Genomic DNA, 22,510 nt, shown 5'->3' with positions numbered 1-22,510 from the left:
TCCCTTTTAGGGGAGGTTTGGTGGGGTATAATGAAAGTAAAGTTACAATTTGAAAGATTCCTTATTTGCAGAATCACTTTTTGGACACCCTCCTTTTTTATCTATGCTTTTAAAAAGTCAGAATCGGTTATAAAGAGACTGTTCCCGGATATGAAGGACAATCTAAACAATAACAACCTCGCTAATACCATTTTGCTTTTTATGAACCTGTATTTGTGTTGAAATTCTCTCTTTAAGGTTTTCAACATGCGAGATGATACCAATCATCTTTCCTTTGGATTGTAAGGTTGACAGAGTAGCAATCACCGTCTCCAGCGTTGTATTGTCTAAGGTACCAAAGCCTTCATCGATAAATAATGACCCGATTGTTACATTGCGGCTTGCCAGATCTGACAATCCCAGGGCCAGCGACAAACTGATAATAAATTTCTCACCTCCACTCGAAGTATCAACCAGGCGGGTTTCTTCGGTTTGGTAATGGTCGACCAAGACAAAATTAAGTTCCTCTCCGCTTTTGTATGATTCAGGCAATTTTAATGAATATCGTCGGTTCAACTCATACAGATGACGGTTGGCCAGGTGAATCAAATTCTGAAGGGTAAGTCTTTGCACATAAGTATTAAATGCGTGTTTTGATCCTCCCAGCAACTGATTAAGATCGCGATATTTTTTAACTACCTTCTCCTGTTCCTTAATCTTTTCAACCACTTGTTTATTTCGATCAACAATCTGTTGATCCACTTCAAAGCGCTGCCTGATCTCGCCCAAACGTCCAATGCCTTTATCTTTTGCTTCAACCAGGTCGGTCTTGCTTTTCGTTACTTCATCAAAAGAGTCTTCAAAGGTCTTTTCCTGTTCAAGCAACTTACTTTCCTCTTCAACTTTTTGACTTAAAGCCTGCAGTTGCATCTTCTCATTTTCAATTGCTTTTTGAAGATTCTGAAGCTCTGCCTTCTTATCTGATGATAATAATGCCTTTTCAACATCTTCACGCTTGCTAAAGTCTGTTTCCTTAAGGGCTTCGTTTAGTTTAGCTGTCCATTCTCCCGTTTGCTTTGCCTCCCTTTCTATATCCAGCATGGCTTTCTTCAGTAAATTCTCTTCAGAGCTTAATTGCTTTGACAACTGATCAACTTTAGCTTTTAGGCTTTCAAATACCGTTCTTTTTTGATCTAAAATACTGGCAAGCTCCTTTCTCTTTACCTCTGTAGATATTTCTGCTGGTATTATCGATTCCCTTCGTTGTGATACTGTCTTAATTAAGTTATTAACCGCTTCCAATTCTGAAACTAATATATTCAACTCTTCATGCAGCTGAGAATTCTGTTTTTGCAGATGATTCATTTCAACCACAAGCTTCTCAGAATTCACCTGCAGCTCTTTCTTTAAATTGTCTTTTTCTCTGTATTGCTTGACAGAACTCTTCATCTGAATTAAAAAGTCTTCTGTATCCTGAGGCAGAGGCAGGTTCAGGTGAACTTTCAATAAATCCTCAGATAAGCTCTTTTCAACAATGCTTAATTCATCCTTCAAACGTTGTGAATCATTTCTGTTTTGTTCCAACTGACCGACCAACGATTTTTGCTGCTCCCGGTATTTAATAAACTGCTCTTTACTGCTATTTAAGTCCTTTGTCAAACTCTTAATCAGCTCTTCATTTTTATCCTTATCCTTCTGTACCTTCTGATAAACGGTCATTTCTTCGTTCAGCTTTTCCAATTCAACATTGATAGCTTTTCCACGGTCAACAATGGAATTCAGGTTATTAATATCGTAAGGCTGATCTATTTGCTTAAACCTGTCAATAGATGTCTGAATGTTAGTCGATGATTCCTTCAGCAAATGATCCAATTGCTCTTTTTGTGCAACATATTTTGCCATCCGGCTATTTAATTCTTTTTCCTGTTCAAGCAACTGCTTTTCCAGATTCCGCCTTTCCACTAAAGTCTTCTGCGATTCACTTAACCTTGCATCTGAATATTCATTTACCAGCGGATGGTCTAAAGATCCGCATAAAGGACAAGGTTCTCCTTCTTTTAATTTCTTCCTATCTTCTTCATAATTCTTAACAGCCAGTTCCAACTCCACAATTCGTTCTGCATCTATAAGCAACTGTTGAATTCGGTTTTGTTCTTCTTTATTGATATTGAGCTTCTCCTTTACCTGGTCAATCAATTTAGTAACCTCTGCTAATTTTTCGATTGTCTCCTTTTCTTTAGCTTTCTCTTTCTTATAATTGGACGATTGTTCATGTAAATCTCTTAACTGATCTCTTTCTTTGATCAGCTGTTCTTGCTTTGCCAGAATGGCATCTAACGATTTACCCTTTAATTCATTTAGAAAAATTGCCAGCTCCTTTTCAGCCGACTCAATTTTTTGCTGAATATTGTCTATCTGAGGCTGTAGCTTTATTGAAAGTTGATTTAAGTTCTCGTTTTCTTTCTGTATTCTCTGTGAATCAACAGTTAACTTTTGAATACCCTCATGTATCGAACGTCTCTTTTGTAACTCACCAGACCATTCTGACAGATTCTGATCGATTAGCTGAACATGACTATTTTCCTTCAGGTAAGTACCAAGGTTTTGAAGCTTATGTTCTGTTTGGTTCAACTGTTGTTTCGATACCAGAAGCTTTTGTTCGTTACTTTTTGAAGTGTTTGTTAACTCATCCTTTGCCTTTTGTTTTTGTTTTAGGTTTTCACGATGATTTTTTAAATCAGAATCCAAAGCAGCTACCTCTTCCAGCTTTGGTTGCCACAAAGCATTTTCTTCTTCCTGCTTCTTTAAAATCTCATATGATCGTGTGCTCTCTTTCTCTGAAATCTTTAACTGTTCACTTAATGTTTCAATTGACGCACTCAGCTTTTGTTTTTCCTCTTCAATTCTGCCGGCAGATGTTTCATGACTGACCAAATGCTGAAGATATTCTTTCAATGGCTCAGCTTTTAAATGCTTATCCAAAAGCCTTAATGCATCAACACTTTCTTCCTCTTTTATTTTCAGCTGATTTTGCTTCTGATCAATCTGCTCTTTACTTTTAATTAGTTCAGAGCTTCGTTTATACCATTCCAGAATCTTGTTAACCTCTTCGATCTCCTTATTTAATTCGGTCTGCTGCTTTTGCAGAAAGGCCTGCTCTTCTTTCAGCTCCTCCCTCTTTTCTTCAGTCAGTAAATCATCATTATTGATCTGCGAAGTAATCTCTTTCAATTTTTTGTCTTCCTCACTGATACGACCAATCAAAGCTTCCCCAATTCGTTTATAGATCTCCTCGCCTGTTATCTGCTCCAATAAGGTTCCTTTATCTTTAGCCGGAGCCGAAAGAAAAGCTGCAAACTCGCCCTGAGCCAGCAACACAGAACGCAGAAACTGTTGATAATTTAACTGGGTAATCTTTTCTATTTCTTTCTCAAAGTTCCGTTTCTTATCATAAATAATCTCTCCATTATCCAGATTCTTTAAGCGAATGGTTTCCTGGGGAGTTGCCAGTATTTTTCCATTCGTTTGTCTCACCCGCATTCCCCAAAAGCTCTCGTAACGGGTTTCCTTTGCCAATAAGGTAACACGACACATTGCTTCAGCGGCACCATAGCTTATCACATCCACCAAACTGCCTTTACTATGCGATTGATTAAAGCGTGGCACACTGTGATACAAGGCAATGGTAATGGCATCGAGCAAGGTGGTTTTACCGGCTCCGGTTGGACCTGTAATAGCAAAAAGCCCCACATCACGAAACTGCGGACTTTCAAAATCGATGATGATGGGTGAATCGCTTCGAAGCGAGTTTATATTTTGGAGTTCTATCTTAAGTATTCGCATTACTGTTTTTTTGCTATCTGTAGTATTTCAAAAAAGGCGTCCTGCACTTCAGGATGGGCTTCAATATCAAAATTCTGTTCCTCACACTTCAATTTAAAAACCTCCAAGGGAGAAATATCCTTAATATCCTTGGTATGAGAATTCTCCAGTAATCGGCTCCATCGTTCCTGCTCTTTATTTAATGATACCTTCAGAACTTTCAGCTTCAACCCTTCTATGGCTGTATAAATGTCAGTGAATGATACTGAATTGTTTTCATCAGCATCCAAAACAACTTCAACCCAGGGCTCCAGTTCATCTTTGTGATCGGCCAATTGTTTCAATTGAAAAATACACTGTTGCAAATCACCTTTAACCTTCTTTATTTGTCTGAATGCAGGGACATCGTGTGCTGTAATGGCCGAAATCTTATTCTTATCAACCTCTATCGTAACTACTTTCTTTTGATGACTTACTTCAGAAAAACTAAGGATATATGGCGTTCCCGAATACACAATCTTTTCGGTGATGTTCTGATGACGATGTAAATGCCCCAGTGCGATGTAATCGAAAATATCCGGAAAATCACTGGCTCCAATATCTCCGGCATTTCCAACATAAATGGTTTGTTCGCTATCGGTGGTGGTTCCTCCAATGGCAAACAAATGACCCATACCTATAACCGGATGATTTCCTTCATTCAGTTTAATGCATTCTTCAGCTACCTCCTGGTAATGTTTGATGAGAGCACTTTTATAACGATCTCCAATTTCGGAGAAGCTTTCACCTGCAATGGCCCTTCGAATATCCTGGTCTCTGAGATAAGGAACTGCTGCCAGTATAATTTGCTCTCCTTTCACCTGAACACAAAAAACCTCATCAACCGCATTTTCTGTTGCTTTGCCAATGACATGAATATCTAAAGCTTTCAGTATTTCCTTTGGAGCATTAAGAGTACCCGGTGCATCATGATTACCACCAGTGATAAACACATGTTTACATCCCGTTGACTTAAGATCGACCAGAAAATTATAATAAACGGCTAAACTTTGAGAAGAAGGTGTTCCGGTATCAAAAACATCACCTGACACAAGCAGTACGTCAATACTTTGTTGGGTAATAAAGGTAATCAGCCATTGTAAAAAACGTTGCTGCTCTTCTGATTGTGATTGTTCGTGAAGGCGATGACCCAGATGCCAGTCAGAAGTATGTAATATTTTCATTCTGTATGTGCGTATCAATTATATCAGTAAAAATACGCACATTAACTTATAAAACTAAACCCTGTCAGGAATGGTTTTCAACAGGTTTATTAATTGATTAAAATACTTTCCAGTATTTCAATGGCCGAGTTGATACATTTCGAACAGATCTTATCTTTTAACTCATCTCTGTTGAAAATCTCCTGTCCTTCATCAGTTTTCAAATCAACTTTTACCAGGTCAGCACATTGATCCGACCCATTGATCCGAACAAATCGCTTATTAAAATCCTGCACCATCCGGTTATTACTGTTTTTAATCTCTGCTTCATCTTCCAGCTTTTCTGCATTATATAAAGCAATTAACATATACGAACCGGTTACAGCACCACAAGTTTGTTGCAAACGCCCCATACCACCACCAAAGGTACCTCCAATTTTAAGTGCCTGATCAGTTTCCATTCCAAATTCGTTGGCATAGGCTGCAATGACCGATTGGGCACAATTTTTTCCACTATAGAATCCTTGTATCGCGTATTTCTGTTTCTCTTTCATAGTCGTGGTGTTAATGGACATAAATATAAATATTTGATATGAAAAAAGAGACAGAAAAATGCAGCTTTTGTAATCATAAGCCTTCTTTTACTAATCGGAATGGATATCTTTGAAAAAATTGAATAAACAGGCTATGAAAAAAGTTAACCTAACCATTTTATTCCTTGCATTATCATTATTTGGCCTTACAGCCCAGGAACAATTCTTCAGAAATAAGGGTGGATTTTCAATGTTTTACGGAGGATCTGTGTCTAATGGCACCACTGCAAATTCAGTAGGTATGGGGTTGGTTTTGCAACCGGGCATCACCCTTTCTCTGGCATCTGCACAACTCGACGATGAAACAAAACCAATGTTCAGCCTTGGATATTTATCCGCACACAAAGAAGAAAATAACTTTACCAGAGGAGGTGCATCCCTTTCGTATACCAGTTCAAGGCTGGTAACAATTTGGGGCTTTGGAATGTCCGCTTCCAAACTTTTAAGAGCCCAATCGGGTACTCCAACTTCATTGGATTTAGGAGTCAATATTTTAAATTTCTCATTTAAAGATCAGGAGTATTTATTGATAACCCCACCAGACGAGTTAATACCTGCCATTAGTGCATCGGTGAGCCAGGCATTTTTTTCCAAAAGTATTGCAACACCTGTCTTTTCAATTGGAGTAAGTCATGAATTAAGTCATAGCACAACCATGTTTTTGTTTTCATTGGGACTTAATTTAAACTTTGATGGCAATCAATTGTAATACAATTATTGCATAACTTATCAAACTTTACATTCGAACATCATGCAAAAACTAACATTCCACAATAACGATCAGATGCCCATCCTGGGTTTAGGAACCTGGAAATCAAAAAAAGGCGAAGTTTATACCGCTGTAAAAGAAGCCATCAAAACAGGTTATCGTCATATCGATTGCGCTGCGATTTATATGAATGAAAAAGAGATTGGAAATGCCATTAAGGAGTGTATTGAAGAAGGCATTGTAAAACGCGAAGACCTTTGGATAACCTCTAAGTTGTGGAATAACAGTCATGCGAAAGATGCAGTTATACCGGCTTTAAAAAAGACTTTAAGCGATCTTCAGCTCGATTACCTCGACCTGTATCTTATTCACTGGCCCATTCCTTTTAAACCACAGGTATTTTCAGCCATGCGGGCTGAACATTATTTGTCATTGGAAGAAATGCCAATATCAGAAACCTGGCAAGGTATGGAGTCTGCTGTAGAGCAAGGATTAACCCGAAACATTGGGGTTAGTAATTTCAGCATCAAAAAGCTGGAAGATTTAATATCAAATTCAACCATTAAACCCGCTGTAAACCAGGTTGAGATCAATCCATATTTCCAACAGGATGCCATGCTGGAGTTCTGTAATGCCAATAACGTTTATCTAACTGCTTATGCTCCGTTAGGTTCATCAGACAGGCCTGCCGGCATGAAAGGGAAAGATGAACCTGTATTGTTTGAAGATCCTATTCTAAATGAACTGGCCGGTAAAAAAGGGTTATCAGTTGCTCAGATTATTCTGGCATGGATCAGGCAAAGAGGCATTTCAGTAATCCCAAAATCTGTCAACCCTGATCGGTTGAAACAAAACCTGGAATCGGTCAACATTGAACTATCCGATGAAGATATGGCCCTTATTAAAGGCATTAATAAGAACCGCCGTTTTATCGACGGTTCGTTCTGGGAAGTTCCGGGTGGACCTTATACCGTTCAAAATCTTTGGGATGAATAAATATGCAATAAATACATGTTACCTGTCTTATGATTTTTCGGCCTCAGTAGGGATGATTTTTTAATAGTAATAGGTCTTTAGTAAGACCGGGAAGCTCCGAGCTTGCCTCGGAGATCACCCGGCCGCACTTAAGAGCTACAATAGTAAATTATCATCGCTAATGCAGCCGCGGTCTTTTTTTGTTTACTTTTTTTGACTGAAGAAAAAAAGTAAAAGCCCGCCGGCTTGAGGCAAAAAAAGTAATTATATCTAAAAAATTAAATATAGAGCCTGGAAGTAAAGTGAACGTAATTGATCGATATTCAGATTGTATTCCTGAGTCTTCTTGCAGATGATTCTGATTTTAACCCTTTAATAAAACAAGGAAACATCAATAAATTTTATTTATCTCGCTAAGAACGCAAAGACAGAATTACTTTCTAAAATGCTAGATTTTAAAAAGCTTAATCCTTTTGCGCAAAAAGCACCAATAAGAAATCCTTGTGGATTTTAGGTGATAACTACTAACTCCTCTTTTTACGAACCAGTTGTAAGCCTCCAAACCCGGCAATAATGGCCATGTAAAAACCAAAATCGTACCACCAGCCCGTGTTAAACGATTCGTAAATGGTGATGGACGAATTAAAGAGTCCCATGATCAATGAAAAGGGTGCAATCCAGCCATGCCATATGCCGGTAAAAAAACCTGCCGGACTATCGGGGGAATAGTTTCCTCCGCCGGGTAAACAGGAGGTTAAAATCAAAGTAATACCAATAACTGTAAGAATTATCCAATATTGTTTCTTCATCGTTTGAGTTTTTTTTAGTTAATAGTTATGTTGATATTTAGTGGAAGGCTGAAGTAATGTACCCTTGTAATAACCTTAACCAGCTATTTACTAAATTACTGATTTTTAATATGAAATTGCAACCAGATAATTTTCTTTAAATATTCTGCTTCTCTGAAGTTGAGAAAATGTTCACAACAGGGATAATTGAAGTCTCAGACCAGGCTAAGTAAGGGTTAAATACCGTTCTGACCAAGGCATTATAAACACCATTACAATTACCACCTTTAGTAAGCCTTAAGACTTGCATCAAAACCACGTTAGGTTTTACTGAAAACCACGTTACGTTTCACCCAAAACCACACTAGGTTTTACCCAAAACCACACTAGGTTTTATCCAAAAGCACGTTAGGTTTTACCTAAAACCACAGCAGGTTTTGCAACTTGCTATATTCTTTTGAAAAACCGATCCGTATTGACCTATTCCCATAGGGAGTTTTGGTAAAAAACAATAAGATTGTTAAACTTAAAAAATATTTTATTAGCATAATAAGCAACTTCTGCTATTTTTGTAATTGACAATACTTAACCAAATCATATGAACCTGCACTTACCTCTATACAATTTGCAGCCACAACAAAATCCGGCAATCTTGTTATCCGTATCTAAACGATTAGTTTTTCTGAAACATTTATAAGTATTTAAAATGATTTTGTACTTATAAAACAGAAATTTAGTGTAGACAAAGTAGCAATAGCGAATATAAGGTAGTTAGGCTCAAGCATGGATTTGCATTACGTAATAATTTACTAAATTTGAAAAAAAAGAATATGCAAAGGATTCTTGAAAATAATATTGAGAACTTAAGGTCTCTTTGTCAGACCTTAAAAATTAAAAGTTTATATGCTTTTGGATCTGTTGTGTCAGGAAACTTTACAGACAAAAGTGATATTGACTTCTTAATTTCCTTTGCTGACAATATTTCCATTGAAGAATACACGGAAAATTATTTTGAACTTCAATACAGACTTCGAGATTTATTTAAACGAGAAATAGATTTAGTTACTGAAAGAACTTTATCAAACCCTTATTTTATTGAGAGTGTAAATGAATCTAAAGAGTTGATTTATGAAGCGTGAAATTAAGAAATACTTATTTGACATAAAGACTTCAATTAACTCTATTTTTGACTACTTAGGAAACGAAAGAAATTTCTTTGAATATCAAAATAACAAATTGCTCAGACGAGGAATTGAAAGAGAGATTGAAATTATTGGAGAAGCTATGAATAGGATTCTTAAAATGGACTCTTCAATTGAAATAAAAAATGCTCGACAAATTGTAGATACACGAAATTGGGTAATTCATGGTTATGACAAAGTTGATGATGTTGTTATTTGGGGTATAATAACAAACCACTTACCAAAACTAAAAACAGAAGTCGAAACTTTACTAGACAGTGAATAAATGCCAGAGCCTAACACGTTGCAATAGCGCATAAGGGTTACGTGATTGTTTGGAGGGTCTCAGCAAAGGCTACCAGCGCCAAATCGCAGATTTGGCTTTAAAATGAAAATGTGAATCAAATATGCGTTTTGGCTTAGCGCAATTATGAAAGTCTGTGAGGTTAAATCCCTTACGGCGCCATGCAACCACCGTTACCAGCAAGGCTAATGGCTAAACAAGAAACTAAGATATTATGAAAAAATGGAATAAAGATAACGCGTTAAATTCATTGCATGAAGTTGTTGATCAAATTCCAAATGTTCAATCTGCAGGAAGAGGTTCTCAACAACATATGAGATGGCTTGCCAATACTTTAAGACTATTAGAAGAAATATTTGGAGCTAATTCAAGATATTACATGACATTATCAAATTTTTCATGGCAACAAAATGGACAAATGATTATTCGAAGCTGGGACCCCGAAGTAGCTATTAATCATAAGCATCAACAAGCTTACATTGAACAGATGAATCAAGCAAGTGGATTAATTTTAGCTGCAATAGATCATTTAACAAATTCTGAAATTGATGATGTTTATGATGGAATCAATACCCCGGAAGAAACAAGTGAGTTATTCAAAATCATCAATCTCGGAAATAACAAACTACGTAAAATAATTAGGGACATTCCAACTAAAGAAAAAGAGATACAAGATAAGTATGAAGATTTATTAGTAGCAAATGATATTGATTACTCTAAACCAGACATTATGAACCTGAACATCTATCCGCTATATTGTTCCAGCACTACCGGGCAACTATGCTATCCTTATGTTTATTTTTCTTTATTTAAAAACCTTATAAACATTTAACGATCCAAAGCTATTGGCAAACAATGTTTATTCTAAGTAATGAATATAAGGTAGTAATAGACTATTCTACAATATCGCAAGTAATTAGTTTAGTGATCAATATAAAATTTGAACTTTGAATTTAGTTGCATCACAACTTGTCAAGGTTAATCACAAATAACCAAACAAATAATTTACACATGAAAAGAATTAAAAATTCACTGAGAGTAGTAACTCCATATGTATATGGAACTCTGTTTTTATTACTCATCCTATTAGTAAATCAAAGTTGTGCAGTTATTGCAGGTGGCAGTAAGTATTATGCACATGTTGTTGTTGATGGGCATCCTAGTGCTGAAATCAAGTATGATGGCTTAACAAAAGGATATGGTAATACAACAATTAAATTGCCCCGAAGGGATGCAGACAAAATACTTCTCACTATTAGTGATGATGGTTGTCCAACTATACAAAGAAGTTATACTCAAAGAACATTCCGTGGTTGGTCATTTGTTGGAACTTTGGTTACCTGGACAGGTTTAACTGTTAATGGTGGTCCTTGGTTACCAATTCCTTTTGGTGTCATGGTTGACGGCCCAACTGGTGCCTGGTGGAAACCTGATGTAAATGAAAATGGTATCTCAAAAACGGATTATAAAAATTACAATTACAATATTAAATATACTGAATGTGATAAAGCTGCAGATATCCAGGAAAATAAAGATGTTCAATCTAATTCTGAGATAGAGCTGACAGTAAATTAAGAATTTTCAATCTAATCAGAGACCATGGCTATTGTAAAATGAATTTAATAAAGCCCTGTATACTGAATGAAAGCATAACCGGGTTAAACTTCTTAAGTTATTGTCGTGTCGCGAGATATTGTGACACGACAATAAGATTTTATTTCATAAAACCTTTACATTGAAAAAACTAAACCTAACAATTAGTTCTTAAAATCAAATATGGATCTACTATTTAATAATGCCTGGATTTTCTTTATTGTTGTTACAATTCTGAATGGACTGATAATGAAGCATCGTTCCAAAAGGTATATTTCTGAGAACCCAGGTTTACAATTTGGATATGATAAGTATTTTAAGGGTTTGATTTTCTATGGAAATATACCTTGGATAATAATAGCCATTGGCAATCTAAGTGGATTAACACATTCCATTTTTGACTATGTCAACCCAAAAACAATGAATCCGATAGTACTGGTTTTTCATGGAGCCATCGCTTTTCTTTGGATATTATGTGTCAGGTGGGTGTATTTTAAAGGAGGTGCTGAATTTTTCGAAACACACCCCGGACTATTTCAAAAATCAAGTTTAAGTGGAAAAACTAACATAACAGCAAAACAGGTAAAATTGTATTTACCTTTAATAATACTATCCGGAATATTTGCAATGATTATGATGTGGACTACAGACTTTACAAACCCATAATTCCATAAGATAACTAGTACAATATCCGAAATAAAGCAAATATGTATTACCCTAAAATAGTACTTGATTAATATATCAGGAAATAAAACGAAGCCATTAACCTATTGAATAATTGATTGTTGCAAAATATTGCTTGCTTTTAGTCCCTTACCTTAAGAATCAAATCCCAATACCCAATAATAATGTTTCATATTAAAATTAGCATTCAACTCATTACATTAATTTTATTAATAATTGCAGGAAGTTGTGTACCAAAACCTGACTCCATGTTTTCTGATAGTGAAACAGCACACTTTAGAAACTATTCCCAAAATGACACTATTTGTTTTTGTGATTCAATAGGCAATGTTGAAAAAATTGTAATTCAATCTATTACAGGCAGCTATTCTCAAACTGGGTTATTAGATAAGTATACGGATTTGAGAGTTGTGATTGTAAACAATGATTCGGTCCAGGACCTATTTACTATTTCAAAAAGTTCTTATTCATTAAAATCCAACATTGCTATCAGTTTCAAAGGTTTTGTTAATAACACTGCTAATAAAAATTTTGAAAAAGTTTATCGTGACACCATATTACTGAATGGCAAGCAAATATCAAACTACTACAGGATAGAAAATGAATCAAAAGAACATTCCATAAAGAGCATTATCTGGACAGACTTAGAAGGTATGACAGCCTATCAATTAGATGATAACAGATGGATGACAATTAAATAAAAAATTACCAATGTACTTTACAAACCTCAGTTGTGTTTTGGTTGTACTTCGTCCTTAATTTTGAAGTAGTTGAACCACCTTGAAACCTTTTGGTTAATTTAATAGATCCTCACACTTCAAAATAAATATATGAGAACCTATTGCCTATTTTTATTACTGCTGATTATTACCTGTTCTGTCAAGGCTCAAGAATTCTCCTCGTACGAAAAACCGATTGAAACAAGCTTTTATTCTCAGGCTTTGAATGACTCAGTAGGGTTAGAAATTACCTTGCCAAAAGAACTCAGGAATCAAACAAATAAAGAGTATCCCATTATATATCTACTGGACAAACAGTTATTCTACAACTATAATTACAATCTACACACTATTGACTATTTAAGCACATTACAATGGATGCCGGCTGCAATAGTTGTAGGAATCAATTTTTCTCCAAAAAACAGAGGTTCCTGGACAACTCCTAATGAGTCTGGTGGAAAAGCGGATGATTTGATACTTTTTATTGAGGACGAGTTGAATAATGAGTTGAAGAAGAAATACCCTATCTCAGATTTTAATTTGTTGATAGGTCATTCTCGCACTGCCATTTTTTCATCTTATGCCTTATCAAAGAGTCCGGATTTTTTCAATGGCATTATAGCCAATAGTGTTTCTAATTTTGATTTTGGGGATAATTGGCAACAAAAACAATTTGAGATTTTCCTCAATAAGATTACTTCTAATTCCCATAAATACTATTACTATTTTTCAGTTGGAGAAAAGTCATATGGAGATTTACATGAATCAGCAGTAGACACCTTAAACGCTTATTTGAATAACAAGAAATTGCCTGAGAATCTGGAATGGAAATACTACAAGCATCAGATATCCCACAAGCTCACACCAGGAGTTACAGTAAGTAATGCTTTAAGTGATATCTTCAGAAATTACGGCAGAAGAATAGAAGTATGCTTTGATATTGCAAAGGCATCTAAAGATAAAGTACCATGGAATGATTTTTTGGAATTATATTCATCTATTTCATCTGAATTAGGTTTTACAGTCCAACCATCCGAACTGTTCTTCAATAGTATTGCTTCAGAGTATTACAATGATTATGATGGCATTTATGGAAACAAACACCTGCATTTTACGCTGGAAATTCTTTTTAGAGCAATAGAAAAGTACCCTGAAGATTATGACTACTATGGTTGGATGGGAGAAATCTATATTACAATCAACGATTTTGAGAAAGGGGAAAATTATCTCAACAAGGCAATTGAACTAATAAAAAAGGACACATCCATCACGGAATTTGATCGAATAAACTACCTTAAAGAAATAGAAGCATTAAAAAATACGAAATAGTGCTGGAAGAAAGGTTGGTAATTTGGAAAAACAGTTAGCAGACAAAAAGATTGAGAAAAATTTATCAATTAAATATCAATTGTAAACAATACTACAACTAAAGAAAGACAAGATAGATTCAAAGGGTCGCATCTAACTTAAAGTTTTATTATTCAATTGCCAACTGCACTAACACCCTACATTACATACTAGTAATCAATGTGTTTATTGTAAAAATATCAAATAAAAAATAGACTATTGAGAATAGTAAATAACTAACGCCCAAAAAATATTTATTACTCCGCTTATAACCAAAAAAACCGCAAATAACTGCTTACAGAAAAAAGGTCAATTCTTCGGGGCTGACCCAGGGGAGGGGGAATTTCTGAAGCAATCATTTGCGGTAAATTTTTCTGAAGCTTACTTTTAATCAGCTAGCTTTTCGTCAACAATTTCCCACAAGTCACGCGGTTGTTCTTTAAACGTGTCGTTAAACAAATAGGCTGAAGCAGTAATAAAACCAATAAATCCTATAAGTATTATAAAATGTGTAAAAGGAGTTTTCTGTATTGGCTGACGATCTTTCACTTCACATACTTCGCCCGGACAATACTGGGCCTTTTCTTTATAAACCCACTTATAAAAAAGGCATCCCAAACATATTCCAAAAGCTGACTCAAAGAATAAAAAGATTAAACAGATCAGGCAAATGAGTCCGGTAATAATGCTGTATGAATTTAAAATAACAATTAAACCCAGCATTATAACTGCCAAAGCAAATCCAATATTCCAGGCAAACTTTTTTTGCTTTGCTCCTACATACTCGGGTACCTGATTACTAACAATCAATCTTCCGATAATAAGCATGGGTGCATATCGTGGATTAATAAACAAACGGATACCGAAATCAAGAAGAAAACCAATAATGAAATATTTAAGCAGAAACATTTCTCCTTTAAAAATGGCTGTCATTATTGATATAAAAGCAAATAAAAACAGCAAGCCCGCTGATGCTCTGATCTCTCGTTCGTTTAAAACAGGTATTGTATAACCTTCTACATTTTGTCCAAACTGACTCATAAAGTTAATGATTAAGTGAATTTGCTAAAGTAAAAGAATACCTTCTTAAATCAAACCTTCTTGTCTTAAATAGTTGTTAAAATTTTTATAGCCTGCTTTTTAAGCGAAAAAAAGCGACAGAATAAAATCCTGCCGCTCTTTTGTATTTTAAAAAATATCTCTTAGAATGAAGCACTAATCCATGTCCAACCAGAGATATCTATGGCATTAGAGTCTTTACCTGAATTTAATGTATACTTGTGTGTTTCACCAGTAATAAGTGTTGCATCAGCTGCAGCTCCATTAATCTGAACATTTGCCAAATCACCACTGTCTTTCATATCTAAATCAACAGTGTATCCTTCCATATGTAAACCTGTAATGGTACCTCCTGAAACAGATTTAAATTGAAGTCCTGTACCAGAAGTTGTACAAATAGCTGTTACATTCTCAAATGTAGGGTTGTTATTCTCTTTATCTCCTTCAAAAGCAGTTGAAAAACCTTCAATAGTATGTGAAATATAGGTATTCACAATACCTCCACTCCAGCCTTCAGTCCAGTCTACAGCATCATCTTCATTGTTTTCAAGGTAAATATTAGTAACCATAGCTGCACCACCAAAGAACTCAACACCATCATCAGCACCGTTGATAACAGCAATGTTTTCCAATGTTGTACCTGATCCAACAGCATACAATGAAACTCCGTTATACTGAGACTCTTCGTTAATTTGAGCACCTGTACCTTTGATAACCAAATATGTTATTGAACCTGAGTTATCAGCATTGTCATTTCCACCATATACAAATCCTCCAACCTCAGCTACTGAGTTAGCACCTGAAGTAGTAACACCTTTACCACAAATGGTTAATCCACCCCAGTCTCCAGGATTAGCATCTGCAGATGACAAAATAACCGGGTTCGTATTTGTACCTTGAATGTCTATTTCACCACCCATTAATACAGCGATATAAACTTCTGTTCCTCCTGCATCAGCATGAATTTTAGTTCCTTCAGGAATTGTTAATTTAGCACCATCCTGTACAATGTATGCACCTGATAAACGATAGTATTTTGAAGCATCTAGAGTTACATCTCCGGTTACGTCACCATTTAATTCAACAACTTCAGCAACTTCAGCATCAATCCATGTCCATCCTGAGATATCCAATGGCTGAGCATCTTTACCTGAATTAAGAAGATATTTATGTGTTTCATCAACGATTAATGTAGCATCTGCATCTGCTCCCTCAATTTGAACAGCTGACAATTCACCATCATCTTTCATATCCAAATCAACTGCATATCCACTTAAGTATAAACCTGTAATGGTACCACCAGAAACAGACTTGAATTGTAAAGCTGTTCCTCCAGTAGTAGAAATAGCTGTAATATTTGTAAAAGTTGGATTATTGTTCTCTTTATCTCCTTCGAATGCGGTAGAGAAACCTTCAATTGTATGCTCAATATAAGCATTGGTTACAGATCCACTCCAACCTTCAGTCCAGTCGATAGCATCATCTTCATTATTTTGAAGGAAAATATTGGTTACCTCAACAGCTCCACCAAAAAACTCTACTCCATCATCTGAACCATTAATAACAGCAATGTTATTTACAGTGGTACCAGAACCAACTGTGTAAAATGATACCCCGTTATATTGTGACTCTTCGTTGATTTGAGCACCGGTACCTTTAATTACCAAATATTCGATACTACCTGAGCTATCTGTATTATCATCACCGCCATAGATAAAACCACCTACTTCTGCTGTTGAATTAGCTCCTGAGGTAGAAACTCCTTTACCACATAAAGTTAAACCTCCCCAGTCACCTGGAACAGCGTTAGGAGAAGACATAACAACAGGGTTTGATGCAGTACCATTAATTTTTATTTTACCACCCATCAAAACAGCAACATATACTTCTGTACCACCTGCTTCAGCTACAATCTGAGTTCCTTCAGGAATGGTTAAGGTAACTCCTTCTGAGATGATGAAAGCACCAGTCAACTGATACTGAGACATTGAAAGTGTGTAATCTTCATTAAGAGTACCTTCCATCACTCCACTTTCTAAATTTTCGATTACTTCATCTTTTGACGGAACAGGGTTATTGTTATCGTCACAACTTGAAAACAAAGGCGCAGCTATTGCAGCCAATGCCAATACTTTAAAAGCAAATTTTTTCATTTTTTCCATTTTTAGGACGTTAAATTATTTTTAACAATTAGTTTAGATCAATACTTAATCCAAGGCTCAACGAAACTCCTTTTTTGTAAGAACTCACAACTTCAGTCCTTGCAGGCTCATCGCTTGTTGGTACAATCAATTGGGTTTGTTCAACCTTAGGGTTCAACAGGTTTTTACTTGTAAATTTCAATGATATTTTTTCCGATAACTTTTTACTTAAGATCAAATCCAGTGTAACAAAACCTTTTTCAACAATCTCACTGTTAAACAAAGTCTCTCTTCCAGAATAACTTTCAGGTGCACCTAAAGCAAATACCTTATCAGAAGAATAGTTGCCGGATATAGTTGCCATAAATGCCTTAGGTTTATTATTGGTAAAGCTTAATGCACCATTTAAAATTAATTCAGATGCTCCTTCCAGATCAGATTCTGTTTTATTGAAATACTGGAATTCATCCAATAAATCCTGCTTAAACCACATTTTAGTTACATTCACTGTTAAGTCTAACTTAGGCATGTCAGATGTTACAGGTTTAATAAGGTCAATTCTTGATTCCAACTCAAAACCATAAACATTTGCCTTATCACCGGTATTAGCAAAGTAGAAATAGCCTGATGATCCTCTGGTTTGTGCACGGTTAATAGGATCATTAATAATCTTATAGAAACCGGCAACAGAAATTAACTGCCCAGGTGTTGGAAACAGTTCCCATTTAAGATCTGCATTGTAGTTTTCCGAAATTTTTAAATCAGGATTACCTTTTGTTACACGACCTGTAGGTGATACATACTCGAAAGGAGCAATCTCTTTAAACTCTGGTAAGGTTAACGTTTTACTGGCAGCAAAACGGATTGCACTTTTATCTGACAATTGATATTTCATATTAAGAGCTGGAAGTATATTGTTGTATGAATTAGAAGAACTTCCGATACGCCCAACGTAATTTGCCACATCCCAATTTACGTCCAGCTGATCAACTTCGAATCTTACCCCCACATTGGCACTAAACTTATTCACATCCAAACCAAAACTTGCAAAACCAGCATAAACAGATAGTTTTCCGTTATATAAGTCTGGCTTGCCTTCTCTGATTCTTATAGTGCCATCGTCATACAAATCTCCATCCAATAAAACCTCATCAACATTATCCAATGATGAAACAGATCTTCCTCTTGCATAAACTCCAATTGCCTGAGAATTAAAATCTCTTTTCTTCTGTCTGAAGTTTCCTCCAAAATCGATTTTCATCTTCTTACCTTCTTCATTTACGAAGAAGTATTCATTATTGATAAATCCGTTCAATTCACCATCCTCGATATTTTGCATTGATTTTTTCTGTTGATAATCGCCAACGTAAGCAAAGGCAAAAGTTCCATCAGATAAAATATTTCCCTGGTTACGAATACGATTAGGTTCTTCAGCATCAACCCTATTGTAACCAAATGCCCACTTCAACTCATCCTTTTCACCGAACTTATGAGTTCCTAATAACTGATTAATCAATAATGTAGTTTGTTTAAGGTTTTGGTCGCGAACAAAAGCACCATCTTCCTGCGGATCCTGGTCTCTTACATAGCCTTCACCATTTCTACCACTTTCATACAACTGATCAGTGGTTTTATGAACCAATAAGCTATTAAAGTTGATACTATGATTGATATTAAAATCGTAACCAAGATTCAATAAACCGGTTGTATTGTATTCGGTTTGAAATTGCTCAACATCATTATAACTGTTATTAAGGTTATTCATACGATAGCTTTGAAATAACCCTGTCTGATAACTTGAAGATCCTGATTGAGATACAGTAGCAAAAATGCTAAGATCTTTATCAGACAACTTAACCTTTTTACCACCCATTGCAGAAATACCATAGTTGAGTGGCATGCTCTTTTTAACAGTACTCCAACTTTGATATTGAACAGCATCTAATGTGTTGTATGGAGATGAATAATAACCCAGAGTTTGATCATTCAGGTTTTGAGTACCATAAAAATTACCAAATACTCCATTCGTTAATACATTAGTATTCGCTCCACCTGAAATCCCAATATTTACTTTATCTGTAAAAGTTTTGGAACTAATATCAACTGCTCCTGAAGTAAGATCAGCATAGTTTTCAACACTGTATGTTTTACTAACTCCAATATTCTTGATAACATTGGTTGAAAACAAATCCAGATCAATGTTCTTTCGTTCAACATCATCAGACGGTATAGGTAAACCATTCATTGTGGTTGACAAGTATCGATCGCCTAATCCTCTAATATAAACATCACCTGATCCTTCACTTTGAGCAACACCCGAAATTTTTGAAGTCGCATCTTCAGCATCTGATACTCCCAGAGCTGACATACGACTGGCTCCAATACTTTCTTTAATCACTTCAGCCTTCTTTTGCTCCAGCATCAAAAAGTTCTCCGATTCACGATTGGCTTTGGCAACAACCTGAACTTCTTCTAAATCCATTTCGGCAGTACCTAGTTGAAAATCTAAAACAGTCTCTCCATCAGCTGTAATAACCACACCTTGTTTTACTTGTGGTTCGTAAGAGATATACTGAACACGGATGTTATAAGTACCCGCTTCCAAAGGAGGCATTTGATACTCACCCATAAAGTTAGTAATGGTTCCGGTGGTTGTACCATCAACAACAATGGCAGCTCCTACCAACTCTTCTCCGGTAGCTTTGTCTGTGATTTTTCCTCTTAAAATTCCTGTTTGGGCCATCCCCTGTGAAAAAACGGCCACTAAGATTACAATGGTTGCAACGATTTGCTTTTTCATTTTTCCTCTCAATTCTTAAAAAATTACAGGAGCAAAAGTATGGCACCCAATCATGAGAGGCGATAAGAGATAATTAATTCAATTTTAAGTATTCGTTAAGTAGCTTTTTGATCTAATCAATTACATTACTGCACGTTAAGTTAATTTACCTGAGAATCATACAGAGGCTGTAAATTCGCACTTAAAGTTCATCTAACATTCAATTAACAATTGGTCTGATGATTTGATATTAAGTTAAAGAAAGTAACTTGACTTTGTCTTAATTTCCTGTTATCACAGACTAAAAAGACATATAATTAATAGAATTCTGAAGTGATAACTGCCCGGTATATAAAAAATCTACTTAGCAGCACCAATAAAATCACGGTGCGATTTCAGAAGGTTGATTGAATAAAGAAGAATGTTTTTTGTTTCGGCAAGTAAGTCGAGATATAAAATGCTCATGCGAGTTCGACCATGACCTGATTGAATTCGTTTAATCTGATTTTTACGAAGTTCTTCCAGAAATCCTAACAGGAAATTTTGTTTTATCACCATATCTCCTATCAACGCATATTTGTGTTCTTTCTCGATATGGACCAAATGATTGAAAAAAGCTGATACCTGATCGAGTAATTCCCTTATATCACTTTGCTGTTCGGCGTTTAATCCTTTATGATGATTTTCGAAATGGATATAAAGAGGTTTGGTAATACCAGTCAGACAATTCACCAACTCTGTAAGGTAATCAAAGGCCTGAATGAAATACTGACCTGAATCAATACCGTCTTCATTCATCTTTGAATAGGCGTAAAACATTTGGGATTTACCATTTCTGGCATACTTTCTAAGCTTATCCGCCTTACTGTTTGCTTCTCCAAGCTGACGAAGATCCTCATCTATAAATCCCTGAATAGCCAGTGTATATATTTTTGAAGCCTCTAATAAATTACGACGAATCTGTTCTCCACCTGATTCAACAAGAAAGTCCATGTTGGTTTCAGTTTCTTCATTGAATTCCTCTTTCAAGGCTTTCTTCTCTTCCAAACGACTATTATAATATCGTTTCGTTCTGAAAAGAATATATAATACCAAAGCGGTTGCAATAATAGTTGCCGGCCAACTTCCGTACCATATAATATAAGCAAAAATAAAGGCTCCTATAAAAGCAAGACAAGCGGTAAAAAACCAACCTCCGATAATCGTTAATACTCCGGATACACGATAAACGGCACTCTCTCGTCCCCAGGCCTGATCAGCCAGTGATGAACCCATGGCCACCATAAACACAACAAATGTTGTTGATAATGGAACACGCATATACGTACCAATGGATATTAAAATACTTGCAACCACAAGATTTACTGAAGCTCTTAAAGTATCGAAATACAAAGTTCGATCATTACCCCCGGAAGCATCATAACTTTCAACTCTTTTATATCTTGAGTCTAAAACATTTACCAGTTTAGATGGAAGAAGAGAAATAATTGCATGGTGTACCTGCAGAAAGTTTCTGACTATAACTTTTGAAAGATAGGAGGGTTCGAATCGCTCATAACCCACCGATTGTCTTCCAAGATAAACCTCTGTTTCGGTTACACCTTTCGCTTTACGCGAATAAAACATGGTAATGATCATTACAACACCGGCAAAAGCCAGAATACTTTGATAAGTAAAATCCTTCAGTATATCCTTTTCCAGAAAATTGGAACTCAAAAAATCCATTGAGAACGAATCGGGATCAATACTACCCGATGCCAGAAAAACTTTCAAACTTTCGAGAGCTGCAAGTGGTAAACCAATAAAATTTACCAGATCATTTGCAGCAAATGACATGGCAAGGGCAAATGTTCCGAACAAAACCACAATGCGCGGTATATCAGTATTAAATGATAAACCCAGAAAAAGAAACACAAAGGTACTTAAGGCAAAAACGCCAAAAAGTAATTCAGGTAAATACTGCTGAGCCATAATGAACCACTGAGCATCTCCAAATAAACTTCCACCAAGTGCTTTTTTGGCTACCATAAATACGATTGCGGTGATGGAGATTCCACCAACTATGGCAAAAAGAACTTTAAATCGGTTTTTATAGTTAAAGGTAAAAATCATTCGGGAGACAAACTGAACAATCATACCTACAATAAATGCCAGAAATATAGACAGAACAATCCCTGCCAGAATTACAAATGCTTTATCTGTGTTTATCAGGTTTTGTACTTCAACTCCATCGATTCTAGCCTGTCCTTTTTTGATAAAACTTAATGCCAATGCTCCACCCAGCAACTCAAAAACAACTGCCACAGTTGTTGAAGTGGGGAATCCAAGTGTATTGAAGCCGTCAATTAACAGAATATCTGTTAGCATAACGGCAATAAATACCACCATCAAGTCAGTAAAACCAAAACTCGAAGGGTAAATCACACCCTTACGGGCCACTTCCATCATTCCAACCGATAGAAAAACACCAATAATAATACCTGTTGCAGCAATCCAGTAAACTACTCGTCGATTGGCTACTTTGGATCCGATAGCAGCATTCAGAAAATTCACCGCATCGTTGGATACTCCAACAATCAAATCGGCCACGGCCATTAAACCAAGAAGAATTACTGCAATCCAGATAAACGTCATT

General features: G+C 35.9%; 18 protein-coding genes. 9 read left to right on the top strand and 9 right to left on the bottom strand.

What is annotated here, in order from left to right; all coding sequences use genetic code 11:
* Window positions 1–162: 162 nt before the first annotated feature.
* The 3 genes from ACRD62_RS15990 to ACRD62_RS15980 all read right to left on the bottom strand — a co-directional run bounded on the left by ACRD62_RS15990 (window position 163) and on the right by ACRD62_RS15980 (window position 5,557).
* Window positions 163–3,822, bottom strand: a complete 3,660-nt coding sequence (locus ACRD62_RS15990; protein ID WP_430821120.1) for an AAA family ATPase — start codon at window positions 3,820–3,822, stop codon at window positions 163–165.
* Window positions 3,822–5,024 carry an exonuclease SbcCD subunit D C-terminal domain-containing protein gene (locus tag ACRD62_RS15985; RefSeq protein ID WP_430821119.1) on the bottom strand — a complete coding sequence of 401 codons (1,203 nt, stop codon included), beginning with the start codon at window positions 5,022–5,024 and terminating at the stop codon, window positions 3,822–3,824. Before ACRD62_RS15985 ends, ACRD62_RS15990 begins: the two co-directional genes overlap by 1 nt.
* An 89-nt stretch (window positions 5,025–5,113) precedes the next feature.
* Window positions 5,114–5,557, bottom strand: coding sequence for a C-GCAxxG-C-C family protein (locus tag ACRD62_RS15980; RefSeq protein WP_430821118.1), 444 nt, complete (start codon window positions 5,555–5,557; stop codon window positions 5,114–5,116).
* A gap of 133 nt (window positions 5,558–5,690) precedes the next feature.
* Between ACRD62_RS15980 and ACRD62_RS15975 the strand changes: the two genes are divergently transcribed.
* Together ACRD62_RS15975 and ACRD62_RS15970 are read left to right on the top strand one after the other, a co-directional pair.
* Window positions 5,691–6,305 carry a hypothetical protein gene (locus ACRD62_RS15975; RefSeq protein WP_430821117.1) on the top strand — a complete coding sequence of 205 codons (615 nt, stop codon included), beginning with the start codon at window positions 5,691–5,693 and terminating at the stop codon, window positions 6,303–6,305.
* Window positions 6,306–6,347: 42 nt separating this feature from the next.
* Window positions 6,348–7,301, top strand: a complete 954-nt coding sequence (locus ACRD62_RS15970) for an aldo/keto reductase (protein WP_430821116.1) — start codon at window positions 6,348–6,350, stop codon at window positions 7,299–7,301.
* A gap of 503 nt (window positions 7,302–7,804) precedes the next feature.
* Here ACRD62_RS15970 and ACRD62_RS15965 read toward each other — a convergent pair.
* Together ACRD62_RS15965 and ACRD62_RS15960 are read right to left on the bottom strand one after the other, a co-directional pair.
* Window positions 7,805–8,089 (bottom strand): hypothetical protein, encoded by a 285-nt coding sequence (locus tag ACRD62_RS15965; RefSeq protein WP_430821115.1) that lies wholly within the window; start codon window positions 8,087–8,089, stop codon window positions 7,805–7,807.
* Between the two features lie 136 nt (window positions 8,090–8,225).
* The gene (locus ACRD62_RS15960; protein ID WP_430821114.1) at window positions 8,226–8,378 is read right to left on the bottom strand and encodes a hypothetical protein; all 153 of its coding nucleotides are present in this window, start codon (window positions 8,376–8,378) and stop codon (window positions 8,226–8,228) included.
* A gap of 520 nt (window positions 8,379–8,898) precedes the next feature.
* Between ACRD62_RS15960 and ACRD62_RS15955 the strand changes: the two genes are divergently transcribed.
* From ACRD62_RS15955 to ACRD62_RS15925, 7 genes are all read left to right on the top strand, one after another.
* Complete coding sequence (locus ACRD62_RS15955; RefSeq protein WP_430821113.1) at window positions 8,899–9,207, top strand: nucleotidyltransferase family protein; 309 nt, start codon at window positions 8,899–8,901, stop codon at window positions 9,205–9,207.
* Window positions 9,197–9,535 carry a HepT-like ribonuclease domain-containing protein gene (locus ACRD62_RS15950; RefSeq protein ID WP_430821112.1) on the top strand — a complete coding sequence of 113 codons (339 nt, stop codon included), beginning with the start codon at window positions 9,197–9,199 and terminating at the stop codon, window positions 9,533–9,535. Before ACRD62_RS15955 ends, ACRD62_RS15950 begins: the two co-directional genes overlap by 11 nt.
* A gap of 232 nt (window positions 9,536–9,767) precedes the next feature.
* Window positions 9,768–10,385, top strand: a complete 618-nt coding sequence (locus ACRD62_RS15945) for a hypothetical protein (protein WP_430821111.1) — start codon at window positions 9,768–9,770, stop codon at window positions 10,383–10,385.
* 179 nt (window positions 10,386–10,564) lie between these two features.
* Entirely contained in the window at window positions 10,565–11,128 is a 564-nt protein-coding gene (locus ACRD62_RS15940; RefSeq protein ID WP_430821110.1) for a hypothetical protein, read from the top strand.
* 201 nt (window positions 11,129–11,329) lie between these two features.
* Window positions 11,330–11,812, top strand: a complete 483-nt coding sequence (locus ACRD62_RS15935; RefSeq protein ID WP_430821109.1) for a hypothetical protein — start codon at window positions 11,330–11,332, stop codon at window positions 11,810–11,812.
* Window positions 11,813–12,078: 266 nt separating this feature from the next.
* Entirely contained in the window at window positions 12,079–12,531 is a 453-nt protein-coding gene (locus tag ACRD62_RS15930) for a hypothetical protein (protein ID WP_430821108.1), read from the top strand.
* 129 nt (window positions 12,532–12,660) lie between these two features.
* Window positions 12,661–13,878 carry an alpha/beta hydrolase-fold protein gene (locus ACRD62_RS15925; protein WP_430821107.1) on the top strand — a complete coding sequence of 406 codons (1,218 nt, stop codon included), beginning with the start codon at window positions 12,661–12,663 and terminating at the stop codon, window positions 13,876–13,878.
* A gap of 405 nt (window positions 13,879–14,283) precedes the next feature.
* Here ACRD62_RS15925 and ACRD62_RS15920 read toward each other — a convergent pair whose 3' ends face one another.
* The 4 genes from ACRD62_RS15920 to ACRD62_RS15905 all read right to left on the bottom strand — a co-directional run bounded on the left by ACRD62_RS15920 (window position 14,284) and on the right by ACRD62_RS15905 (window position 22,509).
* On the bottom strand, window positions 14,284–14,937 hold the full coding sequence (locus ACRD62_RS15920) for a DUF4395 domain-containing protein (protein WP_430821106.1): 654 nt from the start codon (window positions 14,935–14,937) through the stop codon (window positions 14,284–14,286).
* A 161-nt stretch (window positions 14,938–15,098) separates the two neighbouring features.
* On the bottom strand, window positions 15,099–17,108 hold the full coding sequence (locus tag ACRD62_RS15915) for a hypothetical protein (protein WP_430821105.1): 2,010 nt from the start codon (window positions 17,106–17,108) through the stop codon (window positions 15,099–15,101).
* A gap of 37 nt (window positions 17,109–17,145) precedes the next feature.
* Entirely contained in the window at window positions 17,146–19,896 is a 2,751-nt protein-coding gene (locus ACRD62_RS15910) for a TonB-dependent receptor (protein WP_430821104.1), read from the bottom strand.
* A gap of 339 nt (window positions 19,897–20,235) precedes the next feature.
* On the bottom strand, window positions 20,236–22,509 hold the full coding sequence (locus tag ACRD62_RS15905; protein WP_430821103.1) for an inorganic phosphate transporter: 2,274 nt from the start codon (window positions 22,507–22,509) through the stop codon (window positions 20,236–20,238).
* Window position 22,510 lies beyond the last annotated feature (1 nt).

Source organism: Carboxylicivirga caseinilyticus (assembly GCF_050589785.1).
Taxonomy (GTDB): domain Bacteria; phylum Bacteroidota; class Bacteroidia; order Bacteroidales; family Marinilabiliaceae; genus Carboxylicivirga; species Carboxylicivirga caseinilyticus.
This window is presented reverse-complemented; position numbering and strand designations above follow the sequence as displayed.